14 protein-coding genes and 1 tRNA gene are annotated in these 16,186 nt (G+C 45.0%); 7 read left to right on the top strand and 8 right to left on the bottom strand.

Annotation, left to right across the window (positions count from 1 at the left end; all coding sequences use genetic code 11):
• Positions 1–4: 4 nt before the first annotated feature.
• Positions 5–1,459 carry a DUF1501 domain-containing protein gene (locus tag ACZ41C_RS06900; protein ID WP_464565082.1) on the bottom strand — a complete coding sequence of 485 codons (1,455 nt, stop codon included), beginning with the start codon at positions 1,457–1,459 and terminating at the stop codon, positions 5–7.
• A 4-nt stretch (positions 1,460–1,463) separates the two neighbouring features.
• Entirely contained in the window at positions 1,464–3,803 is a 2,340-nt protein-coding gene (locus tag ACZ41C_RS06905) for a PSD1 and planctomycete cytochrome C domain-containing protein (protein WP_464565084.1), read from the bottom strand.
• Between the two features lie 137 nt (positions 3,804–3,940).
• Between ACZ41C_RS06905 and ACZ41C_RS06910 the strand changes: the two genes are divergently transcribed.
• The gene (locus ACZ41C_RS06910; protein WP_464565086.1) at positions 3,941–5,188 is read left to right on the top strand and encodes a mechanosensitive ion channel family protein; all 1,248 of its coding nucleotides are present in this window, start codon (positions 3,941–3,943) and stop codon (positions 5,186–5,188) included.
• Between the two features lie 98 nt (positions 5,189–5,286).
• Here the strand turns inward: ACZ41C_RS06910 and ACZ41C_RS06915 are convergent.
• Both ACZ41C_RS06915 and mce read right to left on the bottom strand, forming a co-directional pair.
• Positions 5,287–5,360, bottom strand: a tRNA-Ile gene (locus tag ACZ41C_RS06915).
• 89 nt (positions 5,361–5,449) lie between these two features.
• Positions 5,450–5,851, bottom strand: coding sequence for a methylmalonyl-CoA epimerase (gene mce / locus ACZ41C_RS06920; RefSeq protein ID WP_464565088.1), 402 nt, complete (start codon positions 5,849–5,851; stop codon positions 5,450–5,452).
• 64 nt (positions 5,852–5,915) lie between these two features.
• Here mce and rbfA point away from each other — a divergent pair, with 64 nt between their 5' ends.
• Both rbfA and ACZ41C_RS06930 read left to right on the top strand, forming a co-directional pair.
• Positions 5,916–6,308 (top strand): 30S ribosome-binding factor RbfA, encoded by a 393-nt coding sequence (gene rbfA / locus ACZ41C_RS06925; protein ID WP_464565090.1) that lies wholly within the window; start codon positions 5,916–5,918, stop codon positions 6,306–6,308.
• A 3-nt stretch (positions 6,309–6,311) separates the two neighbouring features.
• Positions 6,312–7,523 carry an ABC transporter permease gene (locus ACZ41C_RS06930; RefSeq protein ID WP_464565092.1) on the top strand — a complete coding sequence of 404 codons (1,212 nt, stop codon included), beginning with the start codon at positions 6,312–6,314 and terminating at the stop codon, positions 7,521–7,523.
• Here ACZ41C_RS06930 and dusB read toward each other — a convergent pair.
• From dusB to ACZ41C_RS06945, 3 genes are all read right to left on the bottom strand, one after another.
• A complete protein-coding gene (gene dusB, locus ACZ41C_RS06935; protein ID WP_464565094.1) occupies positions 7,520–8,518 on the bottom strand; it encodes a tRNA dihydrouridine synthase DusB in 999 nt (332 codons plus the stop codon). The genes ACZ41C_RS06930 and dusB overlap by 4 nt on opposite strands.
• Before the next feature lie 132 nt (positions 8,519–8,650).
• On the bottom strand, positions 8,651–8,950 hold the full coding sequence (locus ACZ41C_RS06940; RefSeq protein ID WP_464565096.1) for a hypothetical protein: 300 nt from the start codon (positions 8,948–8,950) through the stop codon (positions 8,651–8,653).
• 18 nt (positions 8,951–8,968) lie between these two features.
• On the bottom strand, positions 8,969–10,195 hold the full coding sequence (locus tag ACZ41C_RS06945; protein WP_464565098.1) for a M28 family peptidase: 1,227 nt from the start codon (positions 10,193–10,195) through the stop codon (positions 8,969–8,971).
• Positions 10,196–10,227: 32 nt separating this feature from the next.
• Here ACZ41C_RS06945 and ACZ41C_RS06950 point away from each other — a divergent pair, with 32 nt between their 5' ends.
• Genes ACZ41C_RS06950 through ACZ41C_RS06965 form a run of 4 tightly spaced genes read left to right on the top strand, consistent with a single transcriptional unit; the run spans position 10,228 to position 13,688 of the window.
• On the top strand, positions 10,228–11,334 hold the full coding sequence (locus ACZ41C_RS06950; RefSeq protein ID WP_464565100.1) for a TolB family protein: 1,107 nt from the start codon (positions 10,228–10,230) through the stop codon (positions 11,332–11,334).
• A gap of 17 nt (positions 11,335–11,351) precedes the next feature.
• Complete coding sequence (locus ACZ41C_RS06955; RefSeq protein ID WP_464565102.1) at positions 11,352–12,113, top strand: prolipoprotein diacylglyceryl transferase family protein; 762 nt, start codon at positions 11,352–11,354, stop codon at positions 12,111–12,113.
• Positions 12,085–13,479 carry a radical SAM protein gene (locus ACZ41C_RS06960; RefSeq protein WP_464565104.1) on the top strand — a complete coding sequence of 465 codons (1,395 nt, stop codon included), beginning with the start codon at positions 12,085–12,087 and terminating at the stop codon, positions 13,477–13,479. Before ACZ41C_RS06955 ends, ACZ41C_RS06960 begins: the two co-directional genes overlap by 29 nt.
• The gene (locus ACZ41C_RS06965; RefSeq protein ID WP_464565106.1) at positions 13,476–13,688 is read left to right on the top strand and encodes a hypothetical protein; all 213 of its coding nucleotides are present in this window, start codon (positions 13,476–13,478) and stop codon (positions 13,686–13,688) included. Before ACZ41C_RS06960 ends, ACZ41C_RS06965 begins: the two co-directional genes overlap by 4 nt.
• Before the next feature lies 1 nt (position 13,689).
• Here the strand turns inward: ACZ41C_RS06965 and ACZ41C_RS06970 are convergent, their stop codons facing one another.
• Complete coding sequence (locus tag ACZ41C_RS06970) at positions 13,690–16,095, bottom strand: TonB-dependent receptor domain-containing protein (RefSeq protein WP_464565108.1); 2,406 nt, start codon at positions 16,093–16,095, stop codon at positions 13,690–13,692.
• Between the last annotated feature and the right edge of the window lie 91 nt (positions 16,096–16,186).

The following is a 16,186-nucleotide window of genomic DNA, read 5'->3' on the forward strand; positions in this document are numbered from 1 at the left end:
CGGGTTATGCTAAAAGATCTTTGATGACGTTCCCGGCCACGTCCGTCAATCGAAAACGACGCCCCTGATACTTATATGTGAGCTGTTCATGGTCCAGCCCCAAGGCATACATCAAGGTTGCATGAAAATCGTTGATATGCACCGGATTTTCAATGACGTTGTACCCAAATTCATCGGTCTGACCATAATTCAAGCCTTGCTTTATGCCCCCACCGGCCATCCAGATACTAAAGGCCCTGGGGTGGTGGTCCCTGCCGTAATTGGCCGGGTCGAACTTTCCTTGGCAGTAATTACCTCTACCAAATTCACCTCCCCAAATCACCAAGGTATCCTCCAACATGCCCCGTTGTTTCAGGTCCAAAACCAAAGCGGCCGAAGCTTGGTCAACATCCTTCGCCTGACCTGCCATTTCATTGGGCAGATTGCCGTGCTGGTCCCATCCCTGATGGTATAATTGTATGAACCTCACCCCATTTTCCGCCAGCCTTCTGGCCTGTAGGGCATTCGCGGCATAGGTTCCGGGTACCTGACAATCCTCGCCGTACAGGTCGATAATGGATTTGGGTTCCTTGGAAATGTCCATGACATCGGGCACCGACATCTGCATGCGGTACGCCATCTCATACTGGGCAATACGTGATTCTATCTCGTCATCGCCCGTTTCCACATGATGTAGCTTGTTCAGTGCGGATACCTCGTTCAACAGGTCTCGCTTTTCCGATCTGGAAATGCCATCCGGGTCATTGAGATAGAGTACGGGGTCCTTTCCGGAACGCAACAGCACCCCTTGGTGCTTGGAATCCAAAAACCCGCTGGACCAAAGTTTTGAATAGAGCCCTTGACTATTGCCATCTCCCCTAGAGGTCAATACGACAAAAGATGGTAAATTTTTGTTTTCGCTGCCCAGGCCATAGCTCATCCAGGAACCCATACTGGGCCTACCGGATATCTGGCTCCCAGTCTGAAAAAACGTGATGGCGGGATCGTGGTTGATCGCTTCGGTATGCATACTGCGGATGACCGTGATCTCATCGGCAATTTTAGCCGTGTAGGGAAAAAAATCACTGATCCAAGTGCCGCTTTGCCCGTGTTGCCTGAAATTGACGGCCGGCGGCATCAACGGGAACTTTTCCTGATTCGCCGTCATGCCTGTCAAGCGTTGCCCGTTTCGGATGGATTCCGGCAAATCCTCACCCATGCGCTTGCGCAACATCGGTTTATAGTCAAAAGTTTCCAATTGCGAGGGCGCCCCGGCCTGAAACAGGTAGATGACCCTTTTTGCCTTGGGGGCAAAATGGGGGATGCCCATAGGTTGTTGGGCCAACTCTTTGGAGCCGTTCTTGAACAGATCGGGAATTAAAAGGGACCCTAAGGCCAAGGAACCTATGCCCACGCTCAACTGTGAAAAAAAGTGGCGCCTATTGACCTTTAAGGGGTTTTCGTTTTTATGTTCTTCCATACGCTTACTCTTTGGTGATGGTTTCGTCCAAATTATAGATTACCTGTGCGGTGAGCATGAGTGCGGCCGTCTTTGCGGCATCGGTTTCCAGCCTGGGATATTCGCCTACCGCAATCAATTTTTCCGCCTCTGCCGGTTGCTCCCTATATCCCTTCAAGGCATCCTTGTAGTAATTGGTAAGTGCCACCAATTCCTGCTCTTTGGGAGGCCGGACTAGGATGCGCCTGAAGACATCGGTCACATAATCTTTTCCATTTGGGTCTTCATGAACCAAGTTTTGGGCCAGTACCCGAGCAGCTTCCAAGATCTGCACATCGTTCTGGAGCACCAAGGCTTGTAAAGGGGTATTCGTCTTTTGCCGTCGAACTTCCGAAAAATCACGGGTAGGTGCATCAAAAATGGTCATATTGGGCGGTGGCAGGGTCCTTTTCCAAAAGGTATACAGGGAGCGCCTATAGAGGTCGGCACCCTCGTCCTGAATATAATTCGTTAGGACACCCCTGTTTCCGCCTGCGTTCGTTTCTTCCCAAAGACCGGGAGGTTGGTAAGGCTTTACACTAGGGCCGCCAATTTCTTGGTTAAGAAGTCCGCTAGTGGCAAGTACGTAATCGCGTATCATTTCCCCGCTCATCCTGAACCGAGGGGCTCGCGCCCACCATAAATTTTCGGGGTCCGCCTGTTTCAAGTCGGGCCTTAACTCCGATTTTTGTTGGTACGTGGCCGAAAGCATTATTTTTTTGAGCAGGTACTTGATGTCCCAACCATGTTCCATGAAATCCACTGCCAACCAGTCCAACAATTCCGGATGCGTAGGTAGGCTTCCCTGAACCCCAAAATCCTCTACGGTTTCCACAAGACCCTTTCCAAAAAGCGTGGCCCAGATGCGGTTCACGAATACCCTTGCGGTTAAAGGATGCTTTTGGTCCGTGAGCCATTGTGCGAGTCCCAGGCGGTTTTTGGGAAGATTATCGGGAAAAGCGAATATCGATTTTGGTGTGTTTGGAAGGACGGAATCTGTAGGTTGATCGTATTCCCCACGGTTTAAAATATAGGTGGTCTTGGGTGCGGAATCGTTCATGACCATTACGTTGATCTTGGGGGTATCCTTCATGTTGATAAAGGAAAGTACGCCGTTTGTTTCCGCTGCCGAAATCTGGATAAACGGGGGGTCGGCAAAAAAAGCCTGGTTCTTCGCCTGCACGGCATCCATCTGAAGTCCCTTCTCATCCACTTGGTTGAAAAAGGCGAACATTTCAAAATAGTCCTTTTGGGAAATGGCATCGTATTTATGGTCATGGCAACGTGCACATTCCAGGGTAAGCCCTAAAATCCCTTTCCCCAAGGTGTTGGTACGGTCCAGCACGTAATTGACCCTATATTCCTCCTGTATGACCCCTCCCTCCTGGGTTATGGGATGATTTCTGTTGAATCCCGTGGCCAAGATCTGTTCCTTGGTGGGATTGGGCAGGAGGTCGCCCGCCAACTGCCAGGTTAAAAAGATGTCGTACGGTAGGTTCTCGTTGAAGGCATGTATGACCCAATCGCGCCACGGCCACATGGTACGGTAACTATCGTCCTGATAGCCGTGGGAATCAGCATAACGCGCCACGTCCAACCAGGATTGGGTCATACGCTCGCCATAGGCCGGGGAGGCCAAAAAAGTATCGATGATATGCGCTATGGTATCCTGGGAAGCCGGGGCCAAAAGCTGGGCAACGGATTCTGGATCTGGGGGAAGTCCCGTGAGGTCCAAACTGATTCTTCGTATCAAGGTCTCATTGGATGCTTTGTCAGAGGGAACCAAGTTGTGCTCTTCCAATTTTTTGAGAACAAAGGCATCGATTTCATTATTCCCCCAAGTGCTTTTGGTTTGGGGAAGGGACGTTTTTTCCGGGGGGATGTACGCCCAATGTTTTTCAAATGGAGCCCCTTGCTCGATCCATTTTTTGATGAGTTTTTTCTCATAGGCCGATAGGGACAATTTGGAATCGGCGGGAGGCATCTGTGTTGTAGGGTCCTCCGAAAGTATAGCTTGATAGGCCTTGCTCTCCCGAAGGTTTTTTGGTACAATGGCGAAGTGACCAGGAGATTCCGGTAGTTCCGATAACGCGGATTCCCGACCGTCCAAACGCAGGCCGGCCTTGCGTTTATTGGCATCGGGACCGTGACAGGTATAGCAATTATCGGAGAGAATCGGTTTTATATGAAAATTATAATCTACGGTTTCAGGTAACGACAGGCTGGCATATTCTTCGTTTTCGTATTCAAAAAGGCCCGCTTTATAGGCATACAATCCGCCAATAAGAGCTGCCAAAACCAGGGCCGTAATAACTTTGTAATTCATTTGGGTTGGGTTGAAATCCGGTCGCCCTCTAAATGTAATCAATTTACCCTTAATTTCAATTACTTAGCAACCCTCAAACAAAGGTAACGGTAGTTGATGCCCAAAAAAATAATAGGAATAATTGATACTTTTGCAGCATGGAAAAAGAAACATCCAGGCTACTATACGACTACTTGCTAAAGACCGGAATCAGTGAAACGCTTGCCGCATATCTAAACGTAATCATCCTGATGGCAGCGGTACTCGTTTTGGCATGGATTCTGGACTGGGTCATTTGGAAGTTTTTAAGGGCCTTTTCCATAAGAATTGCCAGGCAATCAAAGACCAATTTCGATAATTTTTTGGTTGCCAATAGGGTGCCTAGGTACTTTGCCCATTTGGCACCCATGTTTCTCCTATTCAAAACGGTGCCCATCGCTTTTATCGATTTTGACTTTGCCCGCGGCATTGCAATGAAAACCCTACAAGTATTGTTAGTGCTCTTGGCCTTGTCGATTATCAAACGTGTATTCAGGAGTATCAATGATTACCTAAAGACCAAGCCAAGGTTTAGGGACAAGCCCCTTGATAGCTACATACAGGTATTTATGATTTTTGGCTGGTCCGTAGGTATTTTGGCCATTCTGGCCATAGTGACCAACGTACAGGTCTGGAAATTCTTTACGGCCTTGGGTGCAGGGTCGGCCATAATTCTTTTGATATTCAAGGATTCCATTTTGGGTCTTGTGGCAAGTATCCAAGTAAGCGCCAATGATATGGTACGCATAGGCGACTGGATCACCTTTGATAAATATGGGGCGGACGGGGATGTGATAGAGATCAACCTTGCCACGGTAAAGGTCCAGAATTTTGATAAGACCATTACCACCATTCCCACATATGCCTTGATATCCGACTCGTTCAAAAACTGGCGGGGCATGCAGGAATCGGGAGGGAGACGGATCAAAAGGGCCTTGATCATCAGTCAAAAAAGTATTCGCTTTCTCTCCGATAAGGATGTGGAAGCGCTCAAAAAAATCCAATTGATACAATCGTATTTGTCCGAAAGAAACGAGAAAATAAAGGCCTACAATATTGAAAATGGCCGAAACAAGGAACTGGCGATCAACGGCAGAAACCTCACTAACATTGGCGTCTTTCGCAAGTATATTACGGACTATTTGGAAAACCACTCTGCCGTGAATAAGGGCATGACCCTGATGGTTAGACAACTGGCTCCTACCCCGCAAGGTATTCCTTTGGAAATCTATGCCTTTAGTGCGGACAAACGCTGGGAAAACTATGAATATGTGATGGCGGACATCTTCGATCACCTGATGGCGGCCCTTCCCTTTTTCGATTTAAAGGTTTTTGAGCTCCCGATGGATTTTGGACAAAACGTTTAAGAATCTTAACGAATTGAAGTCCCAATAATACCATTCTCGCCCAAAGTTCATTCCACAAAAAAAGTCCTAGCTTACGCTAAGACTTTTTGACCACTCCGTGGTCCCACCTGGGCTCGAACCAGGGACCCCCTGATTATGAGTCAGGTGCTCTAACCAGCTGAGCTATAGGACCCGCAAATTGCGGATGCAATATTACCACTTATTTTTATATGCCACAACATTTTAGGTTGCCAATTCAACCGGCCCGCAATGACGAATTGCCTATTTGATTTCTTGGCATAATTCTATCAATACACCGTTCGTGGACTTAGGATGCACAAAGACCACCCATTTATTATCGGCGCCTCTTTTTGGTTCATCACCCAAGACTTCAAAACCCTCTTGTTTTAAACGCGCTATTTCTGCACGAATATCGGCTACTTCAAAAGCCACATGGTGAATACCCTCGCCCTTTTTTGCCAAAAACTTGGCAATGGGGCCATTATCATTCAAGGACTCCAAAAGCTCTATTTTGTTGGGGCCATTTTTAAAAAAAGACGTTCGAACACCTTCAGAGGCAACCTCCTCTTCCTTATAAGGTGCTTCTCCCAACAATTTTTCGAACAGCGCATTGGAATCTACCAAATTTTTTACGGCAATTCCCAAATGTTCAATTTTTTTCATCACATACAGTATCTGTACCCTATAGAATAATAACAAGATACATTATTCTATGTATTTTTGCCGTATGGAAACACAAAGACAAAGAAAGATCGCCGGGGTCATTCAAAAGGATATTGTAGCTATCCTTCAAAAAGCCGCCATAGAAGGGGGGCTTAGGGGTACCTTGATTTCCGTTTCCAAGGTTTCCGTCACGACCGACCTTTCCATAGCCAAGGTCTACATCAGCATATTTCCAACAGAACAGGCCAAGGAATTGTTGGAAGGTATTAAATCCAACCAGCCCTTGATTAAGCACGAACTGGCCCAACGTACCCGAAACCAATTGCGCAGGGTGCCGGAACTATTGTTCTATTTGGACGACTCGCTCGATTATATAGAAAAAATAGATAAGTCCTTGAAAGGGGAGGAAAACCCTATTGAGAACAGGGACTTGCTGCCTAGAAGAAAAAAGTCCTGATTCTTGAACTTTCCGCTCTATATCGCCAAAAGATATGTGCGCTCCAAGAGCTCACAAAATGCGGTAAACATCATTAATTTTATCACTTTTCTTGTCATCGTCATTGGTTCAGCGGCGCTTTTCATAGTACTTTCCGGCTTCGCGGGACTTAAAACTTTCAGCCTTTCCTTCACCAATTCCTTTGACCCGGAGCTGAAGGCACAACCCACATTCGGAAAATTCTTTTCCATTACCCCAGAACAAGAACAACGCTTGACCGGTATCAGTGGCCTGGCCTACTATTCCAAGGAAATTGAGGAAAAGGTATACCTGGAACATAAGGGAAAAAATCACATTGCCTACATCAAGGGCATCGATTCCAACTACACCAAGGTGGTAAATACAGATAGCATATTGTATTTAGGAAACTGGACCATCAATGACCAACAGGTGGTTTCGGGGATAGGTATTGCGAATATCCTTAGCGTTACCATCAATCAATTTCGAAGCCCTATGCAGATCTATGCCTTTAAGCCAGGCAAGGGATCCCTTTCCCAAGGAGGCGTTGGTGTGAGTGCTTTGTATAACCGACTTCCCGTCATCATTGGAGGTGTATATGCCGTAGAGGCCGATTTGGACAATAAATACGTTTTTGCCGACCTTTCCCTGACCCAAGCCATATTGGAAAAAACCGAAAACGATATTTCCGGTATCAATTTTAAATTGAAGGATGGTACGGATGAGCAAACCGTCCGTTCCGAAATCGAGGAGGTTTTAGGGGATTCTGTCATGGTAAGGAATCGGCAGGAATTAAATAGCACGCTCTATAAAATGTTGAATACCGAAAATATGGCCACCTACCTCATCTTTACGTTGGTGTTGATCATTGCACTGTTCAATGTGGTGGGGGCAATTATCATGATGATCTTGGACAAACAACAGAATTCAAAAACCTTGTACAGTTTGGGAACTACCATAAAGGAATTGCGCAACATTTATTTTGTTCAAGGAATCTTGGTTACAGGATTTGGGGGATTGATAGGGGTATTGCTGGGATCGCTATTGGTATGGTCCCAGATTTTCTTTGGGTGGCTTAAGATTACACCCTCTCTGGCCTATCCGGTTGAATTTCAATTGATCAATGTTTTGATTGTGTTAGCGACTATTCTGGTATTGGGCGTTATCGCTTCAAAAATTGCCAGCAGCCGAATCAATAAAAAGTTGATTGCAGCTTAAACCTGCTCGAACTGATAGTCTCCAAATTTTTCAAGCACCTCATCAAAGGCATCAAAAACATCCACGGCATCGTCACTGGTTACCATTTTCATGCGATATTCCTTAAAATTGGGAATCCCTTTGAAGTAATTGGTATAGTGTCTTCTGGTTTCAAAAACGCCCAACTTTTCCCCTTTCCAGTCTATGGACATCTGTAAATGCCTTCTTGCCGCCTCAACACGCTCCTGAATCGTTGGTGGTGCTAATAGTTCCCCTGCCTTAAAATAGTGTTTTACTTCCCTAAAAAACCAAGGATATCCAATACTGGCCCGTCCGATCATGGCACCGTCCAGCCCGTATTCATCGCGCATTTTCATAGCGGCCTCGGGAGTGTCCACATCCCCATTTCCAAAAACGGGTATATGCATCCTGGGATTGTTCTTTACTTCCGCAATAGGTTCCCATTTTGCGTAGCCCTTATACATTTGGGCACGGGTACGCCCATGAATGGAAATGGCCTTGCAGCCAACATCCTGTAAACGTTCCGCAACCTCAACGATTTTTATGGAATCCTCGTCCCAGCCCAAACGGGTCTTAACGGTAATGGGGAGTTTGGTATGTTTTACCATGGCATCCGTAAGGGAAACCATCAAGTCGATATCCTTCAAAATACCAGCGCCTGCACCCTTGGATACTACTTTTTTGACCGGGCAACCAAAATTGATATCTATGATATCCGGGTTTGATTTTTCCACAATCTCCACGGATTGCAACATACTATCCAAGTTGGCCCCAAAAATCTGGATGCCCACAGGTCGTTCCTTTTCATAGATATCCAACTTCATGACACTCTTGGCGGCATCACGAATCAACCCTTCGGAAGAAATGAACTCGGTAAAAACCACATCGGCTCCCTGTTCCTTACAAAGGGCACGAAAGGGTGGATCGCTCACATCCTCCATAGGAGCCAGTAGCAACGGAAAATCAGGTAGTTCTATATCACCGATTTTGGGCATAACCAAATCATTTGAGGTGCAAAAATAGTAAAAAACGGTCTTTACAAAGGATGCTAATTCAACCCTCCCCATTCCTTTTTCATGGAAGCACCCCTCCATAATCAGGGAGGGGAGCTTTTTTGGGTTTTAAATTCAGCAGGTAACATAAATGAATTTTAGGGAGTAAACCGGCCTATTTTGGGATACGTAGTAAATCCGGGAGTCCTTGGAATTGGCCAAAGGAAATCGCCCACAGAGTATTCCGATGCAATCGGAAACGGCCTGGGCGATGCGGGCCAAAGACTTCTTGGATTTCAAGTATCCCAGAATCAGCCTAGCCTTTTTGGATACTTTTTCGGCGATGGAAAAAGTATCAAAAGAAAAACCCGGACCCTCCGCGTTCCATTTTCGCGAAACACCCATCCCTAATAAGGAAAAGAAACTTTGAAGCAAAGACCTTTTTATTTCAACCTAAAACGAAATAGTTGCTTTGATTTTCTCGCCATAGCGATTAACGATAACTTCCGTGGCATCGCCCTTCTCAAAAATGGAAAGTGCGCGCATGTAGCTCATCATATCCGTTACGGTACTATCGCCCAATTGAATGACCACGTCCCCCTTTTGGAGTCCGGCCGCGGCTGCAGGCCTGCCATCAGTAACACCGTCTATGCGCATCCCGTTTCCATCAAATAAATAATCGGGCATTACACCCAGCGCTACTTTAAATCTTGGGGTTTCCTCACTTTCGTTTTTCGTTTTTCTAAAAGCCAGCTTTGCGTCATTGTCCAAATCATAAATGACGGAAAGGATGTAATCCGTGATCATTTCCATCCCTTCATAATTCAGTTTGTCAAAATCGTCCGAAGGCTTATGGTAATCCTCGTGTTGCCCCGTGAAAAAATGTAGTACTGGAATATCCTGTAAATAAAAAGAAGTATGGTCGCTGGGGCCCATGCCCGATTCGCTCAACACCAATTTGAATCCGGGGTTGTTACTGTTTAATACCTGACCCCAAATGGGGGCCGTTCCGGTGCCGCTAATGGAAAGGGTCTTGTCCTCCCGCATGCGCCCTACCATATCCATGTTGAGCATGTAATTCGCCTTTGACAAATCGATCGTGGGGTTTTTTGAGAAATAATTACTTCCCAAAAGGCCCATTTCCTCTCCGGAAAAGGCCATGATAAGGTAGTTGTGCTGGGTAATGGTATCCTTGAGTTTAGCCGCCAATTGCAACAATACGGCCACACCGCTGGCATTATCGTCCGCACCGTTATGAATGGCCTCGCCATCGGCATACAAAGATCCTTCCCCGCCCATCCCCAAATGGTCGTAATGGGCGCCAATGATAACGGTCTTATCGGCCTTATTATCAATATACCCTATGACATTGGTTCCGGTAATGGTGCTATCGCCATCCACAAATTGTACTTCGGCATGCGGGTCATTTTTCGGCTTGAAACTAAAGGTCTGGAAATAGGTGCCTGCGTTCCCTTTGGGCAACAATCCAATACTCCGCATACGTTCTTCCAAATACCGGGCCGCCTCTTTTTCGTACGGAGTACCTGTTTCACGCCCTCGTAGGCTGTCGTTCGCCAAAAAGGCTACATCTTCACGTAGGGTGACCTTCTTTTGTACTTCTTGTTTGCAGGAGGTCAATACGATAAAAAATACGGACAAAAGTATTAGATTGCGCGGCATAGCTTTTATTTTTGACAAAAATACGCATCTCCATGAGAATTTTATTCCTTTTAGGGCTTATCTGCCTTGTTTTCAGCTGTAAAAACGAAACCAAAAAGACCGAAACATCTCCCGAGCCAACCACCTCCTTAATGGCGGGAGAGGACACCTTGATCTATCCGGAAGAAAAGTATTTTAAAAGCATCCGGCAGATCACTTTTGGCGGGGACAATGCGGAAGCGTATTGGAGCTGGGACGACAAACAGATGATTTTTCAATCAAACAACGTCAATTGGGGACTCAATTGTGATCAGATGTTCTTAATGAACGTGGCCGATGGTATTACGGATTCCATTCCTCCCATGGTCAGCACTGGGTACGGACGTACCACCTGTGCCTATTTTTTACCGGACAACATACATTTTGTATACGGTTCCACCCATTTGGCGGATAAGGAATGTCCTGAAGTACCGCTTCGCAAAAATGGGAACTACGTCTGGCCCGTCTATGATTCCTTTGATATTTTTGTGGCGGACCTGGAGGGAAATATCACGGCGCAATTGACGGATGAGCCCGGATATGATGCCGAGGCGACCGTTTCCCCAAAAGGCGATAAAATCGTATTTACTTCCACCCGAAGCGGCGATTTGGAACTATACACCATGAACTTGGACGGAACGGACGTAAAACAGATTACCAACGAACTGGGCTATGACGGCGGGGCTTTTTTCTCCCCGGACGGCACTAAGCTTATTTTTAGGGCATCCAGACCCAAAACCCCCGAGGCCATAAAAAAGTATAAGGATTTATTGGCCGAAGGCTTGGTAGAACCAACGGAAATGGAGCTCTTTATTTGTAATGCCGATGGAAGCGATTTGAAACAATTGACCTTTTTGGGCAATGCCAACTGGAGCCCGTTCTTTCATCCTTCGGGGAAAAAGGTATTGTTCTCCAGTAACTTTGAGGCCGAAAAGGGGTTTCCTTTTAACCTCTATTTCATCGATATAGACGGTAAGAATTTGGAACGAGTAACCCATGGGGAAACGTTTGATGCCTTCCCTGTTTTTTCCAACGACGGTAAATACTTGGCCTTTTCCAGCAACCGAAATAATGGTGGCACCAGGGATACGAATCTCTTTATTGCGGAGTGGCAAGAGTAGCATTTTATTGCTTTTAAATGACCATCCCCTTTGAGCCCGTCATTTTTGGTATACATCTGAACATGCACCTCATATTGGAGTATGTTGCCTTCTTTGTAGGATTTCGTTATTATCTTTTCCTAAGGAAAAATTCCACGGACAATATATCCTCCAACAACCGACTTTCCATTATTATCGGAGCCATTTTTGGCGCCCTTTTTTTCTCACGAGTGGTCGCCTTTTTGGAAAACCCCTTGCTACATTGGGAACAAGGGTGGGTTGCTATTTTGAACAATAAAACCATTATGGGCGGACTTTTTGGGGGGGTGCTTGGAGTTGAAATGGTCAAAAAAATAATCGGGGAAAAACAGTCGTCCGGCAATCTATTTACCCTCCCCATTATTTTAGGAATCATTATTGGTAGGATAGGCTGCTTTGTATCGGGTATCAAGGAGTTTACCTATGGGAAAGAAACCGCTTTTTTTCTAGGAACGGATTTGGGCGATGGTGTCTATAGACATCCCATTGCCCTGTATGAAATCGTATTCCTAACAGTCCTTTTTATCCTCATAAAAAAGTTCCGGAAACGACGGGAGCAATTTGAAAGTGGCATGCATTTCAAGATTTTTATGATAACCTATTTCCTGTTTCGATTTTTCATAGAGTTTTTAAAACCGAATTCCTTTTTGGTTTTGGGGTTGAGCAGCATCCAAATTTTATGTCTAATTTGCCTATTATATTACTGGAAAACTATCCGCCAATTCTTCACACATGCCCGAAGCAAAATACACCTATTATGACTATACGATAAGCCTTTGTCCAGACTGTCTTCGCAGGATCGATGCTAAAATCGTCTTTGAGGATGAAAAGGTGTATATGTTGAAAAACTGTCCGGAGCATGGGCGTTCCAAGGTGTTGATTGCCGATGACATTCCCTATTATAAGAATATAAGGAACTACAATAAAGCTTCGGAGTATCCTAAGACATTCAATACAAAGACCCTTTACGGATGCCCCTATGATTGTGGGCTTTGTCCTGATCACGAACAACACTCTTGCTTAACTGTCATTGAGGTAACGGACCGATGCAACCTAACTTGCCCCACCTGTTACGCGGGCTCTTCCCCTAACTATGGCAGGCACAGGACCTTGGACGAGGTTAAAGCTATGCTGGACGCGATTGTAAAAAACGAAGGGGAACCGGATGTGGTTCAGCTTAGTGGTGGCGAACCTACCTTACATCCTCAGTTTTTTGAGATTTTGGACTATGCAAAGTCCTTGCCCATTCGGCATTTAATGGTCAACACAAACGGCATACGCATCGCCAAGGAATTTGATTTTGCGGAGCGACTTGCCACCTACATGCCGGATTTTGAAATCTACCTACAGTTCGATTCCCTGGACAATCACGTTTTACGAACTTTGAGAGGGGCAGACCTGGCAGATATCCGCCTTAAGGCATTGGAACATTTGAACCAACTCAACCTATCGACCACTTTGGTTGTTACCCTTCAAAAGGGGTTGAACGACCACGAAATGGGAAAGACCATAGATTTTGCCCTACAACAAAAATGTGTGCGCGGGGTAACCTTTCAACCCACACAGATAGCTGGGCGGTTGGAAAATTTTGAGGTGGACGAAAACAGGATTACGCTTACGGAGGTGCGGAGAAAGATTTTGGAACAATCCCCTATTTTTGAACCGGACGATCTTATCCCGGTTCCCTGCAACCCAGATGCTTTGGTCATGGCCTATGCCTTAAAATTGGGAAATGAAGTTAATCCTTTAACACGCTACATCAACCCGGACGATTTATTGAACGAAGGAAAAAACACCATCATTTATGAACAGGACGAACAACTACATGGAAAGATGATCGAACTTTTCAGTACAGGAAATTCTGTGGAAAAGGCATCGGAGAACCTAAAAAGCATCATGTGCTGCCTCCCGGAAATCGATGCCCCGGAACTTGGTTATGACAACCTTTTCAGGATAATCATCATGCAATTCATAGATGCCCATAACTTTGACGTAAGGGCCATAAAAAAATCCTGTGTGCATATTGTGAACAAGGACAATAAAATAATCCCCTTTGAAACGATGAATCTTTTCTATAGGGATGATAAAATAAATCGGTTACAAGAATTACAAAAAGAAATAGTATGAGTTTAATTCCAATGGAGGTAGGGAATTTGGATGGTTTGTTCGTGCTGATACTTCTCATCATGTTCGGTCCGGCCGCACTTTTAGGCATCATTGGCGTTGTTTTGATGGGTAAAAACAAAAAGAAGACGGGCAAGGTGTTTCTGATCTTGGCAGGTGTCTACATGCTGATTAGCCTTGGAGTGTGTGGGTCGATGATTATAGGGCTCTAATTTAAATCCTATCCCCCTCGTCCGTACTTTTTCGTTTTTGGTTGTCCCGTATTTTGTTGTTCCCAAACCTATATCTGAACCCAATATAAAACAATCGCGTTTCCCTTCTGGAAAAAGTGCTGTTGTCCTGATTGAGATAGTTACGGGTATAGAAGAAGTTGCCATCGTTGAAGACATCATCAAAGGAAAAGGACAATGCCGCCCTTCGCTGCCAAAACGTCTTGCTAAGTGAAAGTATAAGTTGGCTTGTGGATTCCCTTCTGGAATTACCAAGTACCATTGGCGAGGAGTACCTGAAAAGAACATCCGCATATAGGGAACGATTCTTTAAGAGCGTAAAATAATTGTTGAACCTAACGTTTCCCGTCCATAAACCATTGCTTACGATCGCTCCGCTATCGATATCCCTAAAACTAGTCTGTTTATTGTAATAGGTAAGTAACAGGTAGGTATCCCAAAAACCCGTCCAACGCTTATTCATTCTAAACTCGGCACCATAAGTGACATTGGATTCCAAATTGACGCTCAAAAAACGGAGCAAATTGCTTTCATTGTCTTGGACCACTTGCTCAAAGAAATCATTGTTATCATTAAAATAATAGACTTCCAATGAATAATCCCTTTTGATGCCGTACTCCAAGGAAACATAGTTCCTAATGGCGGGCCTTAGATTTGGGTTGCCCTCTACCACCGTATTATTGCTCTGAAAAAATTGGAATGGGTTTAAATCACTATATCTAGGCCTAGTAATCCTTCTGTAGTAACGCAAGGCCAAATTGTGCTTGTTTTTGAAATCATGTTGGGCCGAAACAGAGGGAAAAAGCTCCAAATAGGAATTTTTTATAGGCGCACTTGCCGTGTTCAGGTCTCCTATAGTCTCCGTGTATTCAGACCTAAGCCCCATGTTCAATTGCCAAGTGTCCCAATTGTTGTTGAGACTTGCATAGCCCGCCATAATCTTCTCGTCATAGTCAAAAACACCCGCCTCTGTTGGGTCAATACCCGGTTGGGTCCTATCAAAACCTGTTTGGCCAATGGTCGATTGGGAGTTAATACCGGAATACCGCATACCTGTTTCCAAGGTGGTGGTTTTTTTTATGGGGTTGTTGTAATCTACTTGGGCACTGTAGATGGCCGTCTTTTGGTTGGATTGTGTGGTGAAATCATTATCCCCGGTAAGAATCCCGTCGCTGTCAAAAAAATCAGTATCCAAATCCTGTCCCCTGTTATATTGATAATAGGTATAATTGGAGGCCAGGGAAATTTGTTCGCCTTTCTTATTGAACTTATGGGTCCAGTCCAGATAATATGCCGAGTTAAGGGCGTCATAATCGGAATCGTTTACCGTTAGAAAACTGGATAGTAAATCACCTGAAGTATCTTCAATGAGGGTGCTGGAATCGATAAACCTATTGGCGGGAGCCGTAAACGAATTGATCGTAGAAAAACTAAGGCTGTTTTTGTCATTGACCTGATAATCGAAAAACCCATTAATGTTATGTTCATTGCTCCTGGTAACGGTCCTTTGTTCGGTCGTCCATACGTCCGTAATAGCTCCGGAATCGAAAAAATTGGTAATGTCCGTAAATCTTCTTAAATCCTTGCTTTTTCTAAAACTGTAGGAAAGTGAAAAATCGGTTTTCTTGCCCTTAAAAAAGTGATCGGTACCGATTATATGTTTTGGGAATACCGCCTGTGTGTATCTATTGTAGACGGACCCATTATATCCGGAAATGAGGTTTTTCTTCATTTTTATGTCTAACAAAAGTCCGCCCTCAGCACTGTATTTGGCCGGAGGATTCAAGATTACCTCCACGGATTCCACATTGTCGCCGGAACTACCCGAAAGCAGATTGACTATATCGGCTTGCGGGATGTTCACCAACCTGCCATTGATCATGACCCCAATATTGGAACTCCCTTTGATGTTGATCTTATCGTTCACGATGATAACACCCGGGGTCTGTTTTAAAATATCCCAGATATTCCCTTGGGACAAGGAAGTATTTTCAACGTTAAAAATGAGTCGGTCCGCCAATTGCTCTATAGTAGGTTTTTTATACACGACCTCAACCTCATCCAATTGGGTCTCGATCTGTAGAATGATCAAATCCTCTGTTCTCAAATCCTTGGAAACCTGTATGGAACGGGTTTCACTTGTATTGTCTAAATAACTCGCAGATATTAGATAGATTCCTTTCTCAACGTTGTTCAGGATAAATAGGCCCGACTCGTCCGTAGCGGCACCTTGAATCAATATCGAATCCTGATTCTTCAATAAAACGTTTGCAAAGACAAGCGGGTCTCCGTTTTGGTCCTTTACACTACCCGAAATTTCAAACTCTTGGCCGTTTATTGATATGGAAATAAGTAACATGAAGAAAAGGAGTGGTAAGGCTGGCTTCATTGGCTAATGGTAGTCGCAAGCGAATATAAAAAAGTTATTCGGAAATATCTTACAGCAAATGTTTCTATGTAAGAATATTGTATGAACAGTC

This window comes from Maribacter sp. C-4077 (assembly GCF_055378385.1).

Coding starts and splice junctions, on each gene's coding strand:
- ACZ41C_RS06960 (WP_464565104.1), top strand. CDS start 12,085: ATGCCCGAAGCAAAATACACCTATTATGACTATACGATAAGCCTTTGT.
- ACZ41C_RS06905 (WP_464565084.1), bottom strand. CDS start 3,803: ATGAATTACAAAGTTATTACGGCCCTGGTTTTGGCAGCTCTTATTGGC.
- ACZ41C_RS06955 (WP_464565102.1), top strand. CDS start 11,352: ATGACCATCCCCTTTGAGCCCGTCATTTTTGGTATACATCTGAACATG.
- mce (WP_464565088.1), bottom strand. CDS start 5,851: ATGAAAAAAATTGAACATTTGGGAATTGCCGTAAAAAATTTGGTAGAT.
- dusB (WP_464565094.1), bottom strand. CDS start 8,518: ATGCCCAAAATCGGTGATATAGAACTACCTGATTTTCCGTTGCTACTG.
- ACZ41C_RS06910 (WP_464565086.1), top strand. CDS start 3,941: ATGGAAAAAGAAACATCCAGGCTACTATACGACTACTTGCTAAAGACC.
- rbfA (WP_464565090.1), top strand. CDS start 5,916: ATGGAAACACAAAGACAAAGAAAGATCGCCGGGGTCATTCAAAAGGAT.
- ACZ41C_RS06945 (WP_464565098.1), bottom strand. CDS start 10,195: ATGCCGCGCAATCTAATACTTTTGTCCGTATTTTTTATCGTATTGACC.
- ACZ41C_RS06965 (WP_464565106.1), top strand. CDS start 13,476: ATGAGTTTAATTCCAATGGAGGTAGGGAATTTGGATGGTTTGTTCGTG.
- ACZ41C_RS06950 (WP_464565100.1), top strand. CDS start 10,228: ATGAGAATTTTATTCCTTTTAGGGCTTATCTGCCTTGTTTTCAGCTGT.
- ACZ41C_RS06900 (WP_464565082.1), bottom strand. CDS start 1,459: ATGGAAGAACATAAAAACGAAAACCCCTTAAAGGTCAATAGGCGCCAC.
- ACZ41C_RS06970 (WP_464565108.1), bottom strand. CDS start 16,095: ATGAAGCCAGCCTTACCACTCCTTTTCTTCATGTTACTTATTTCCATA.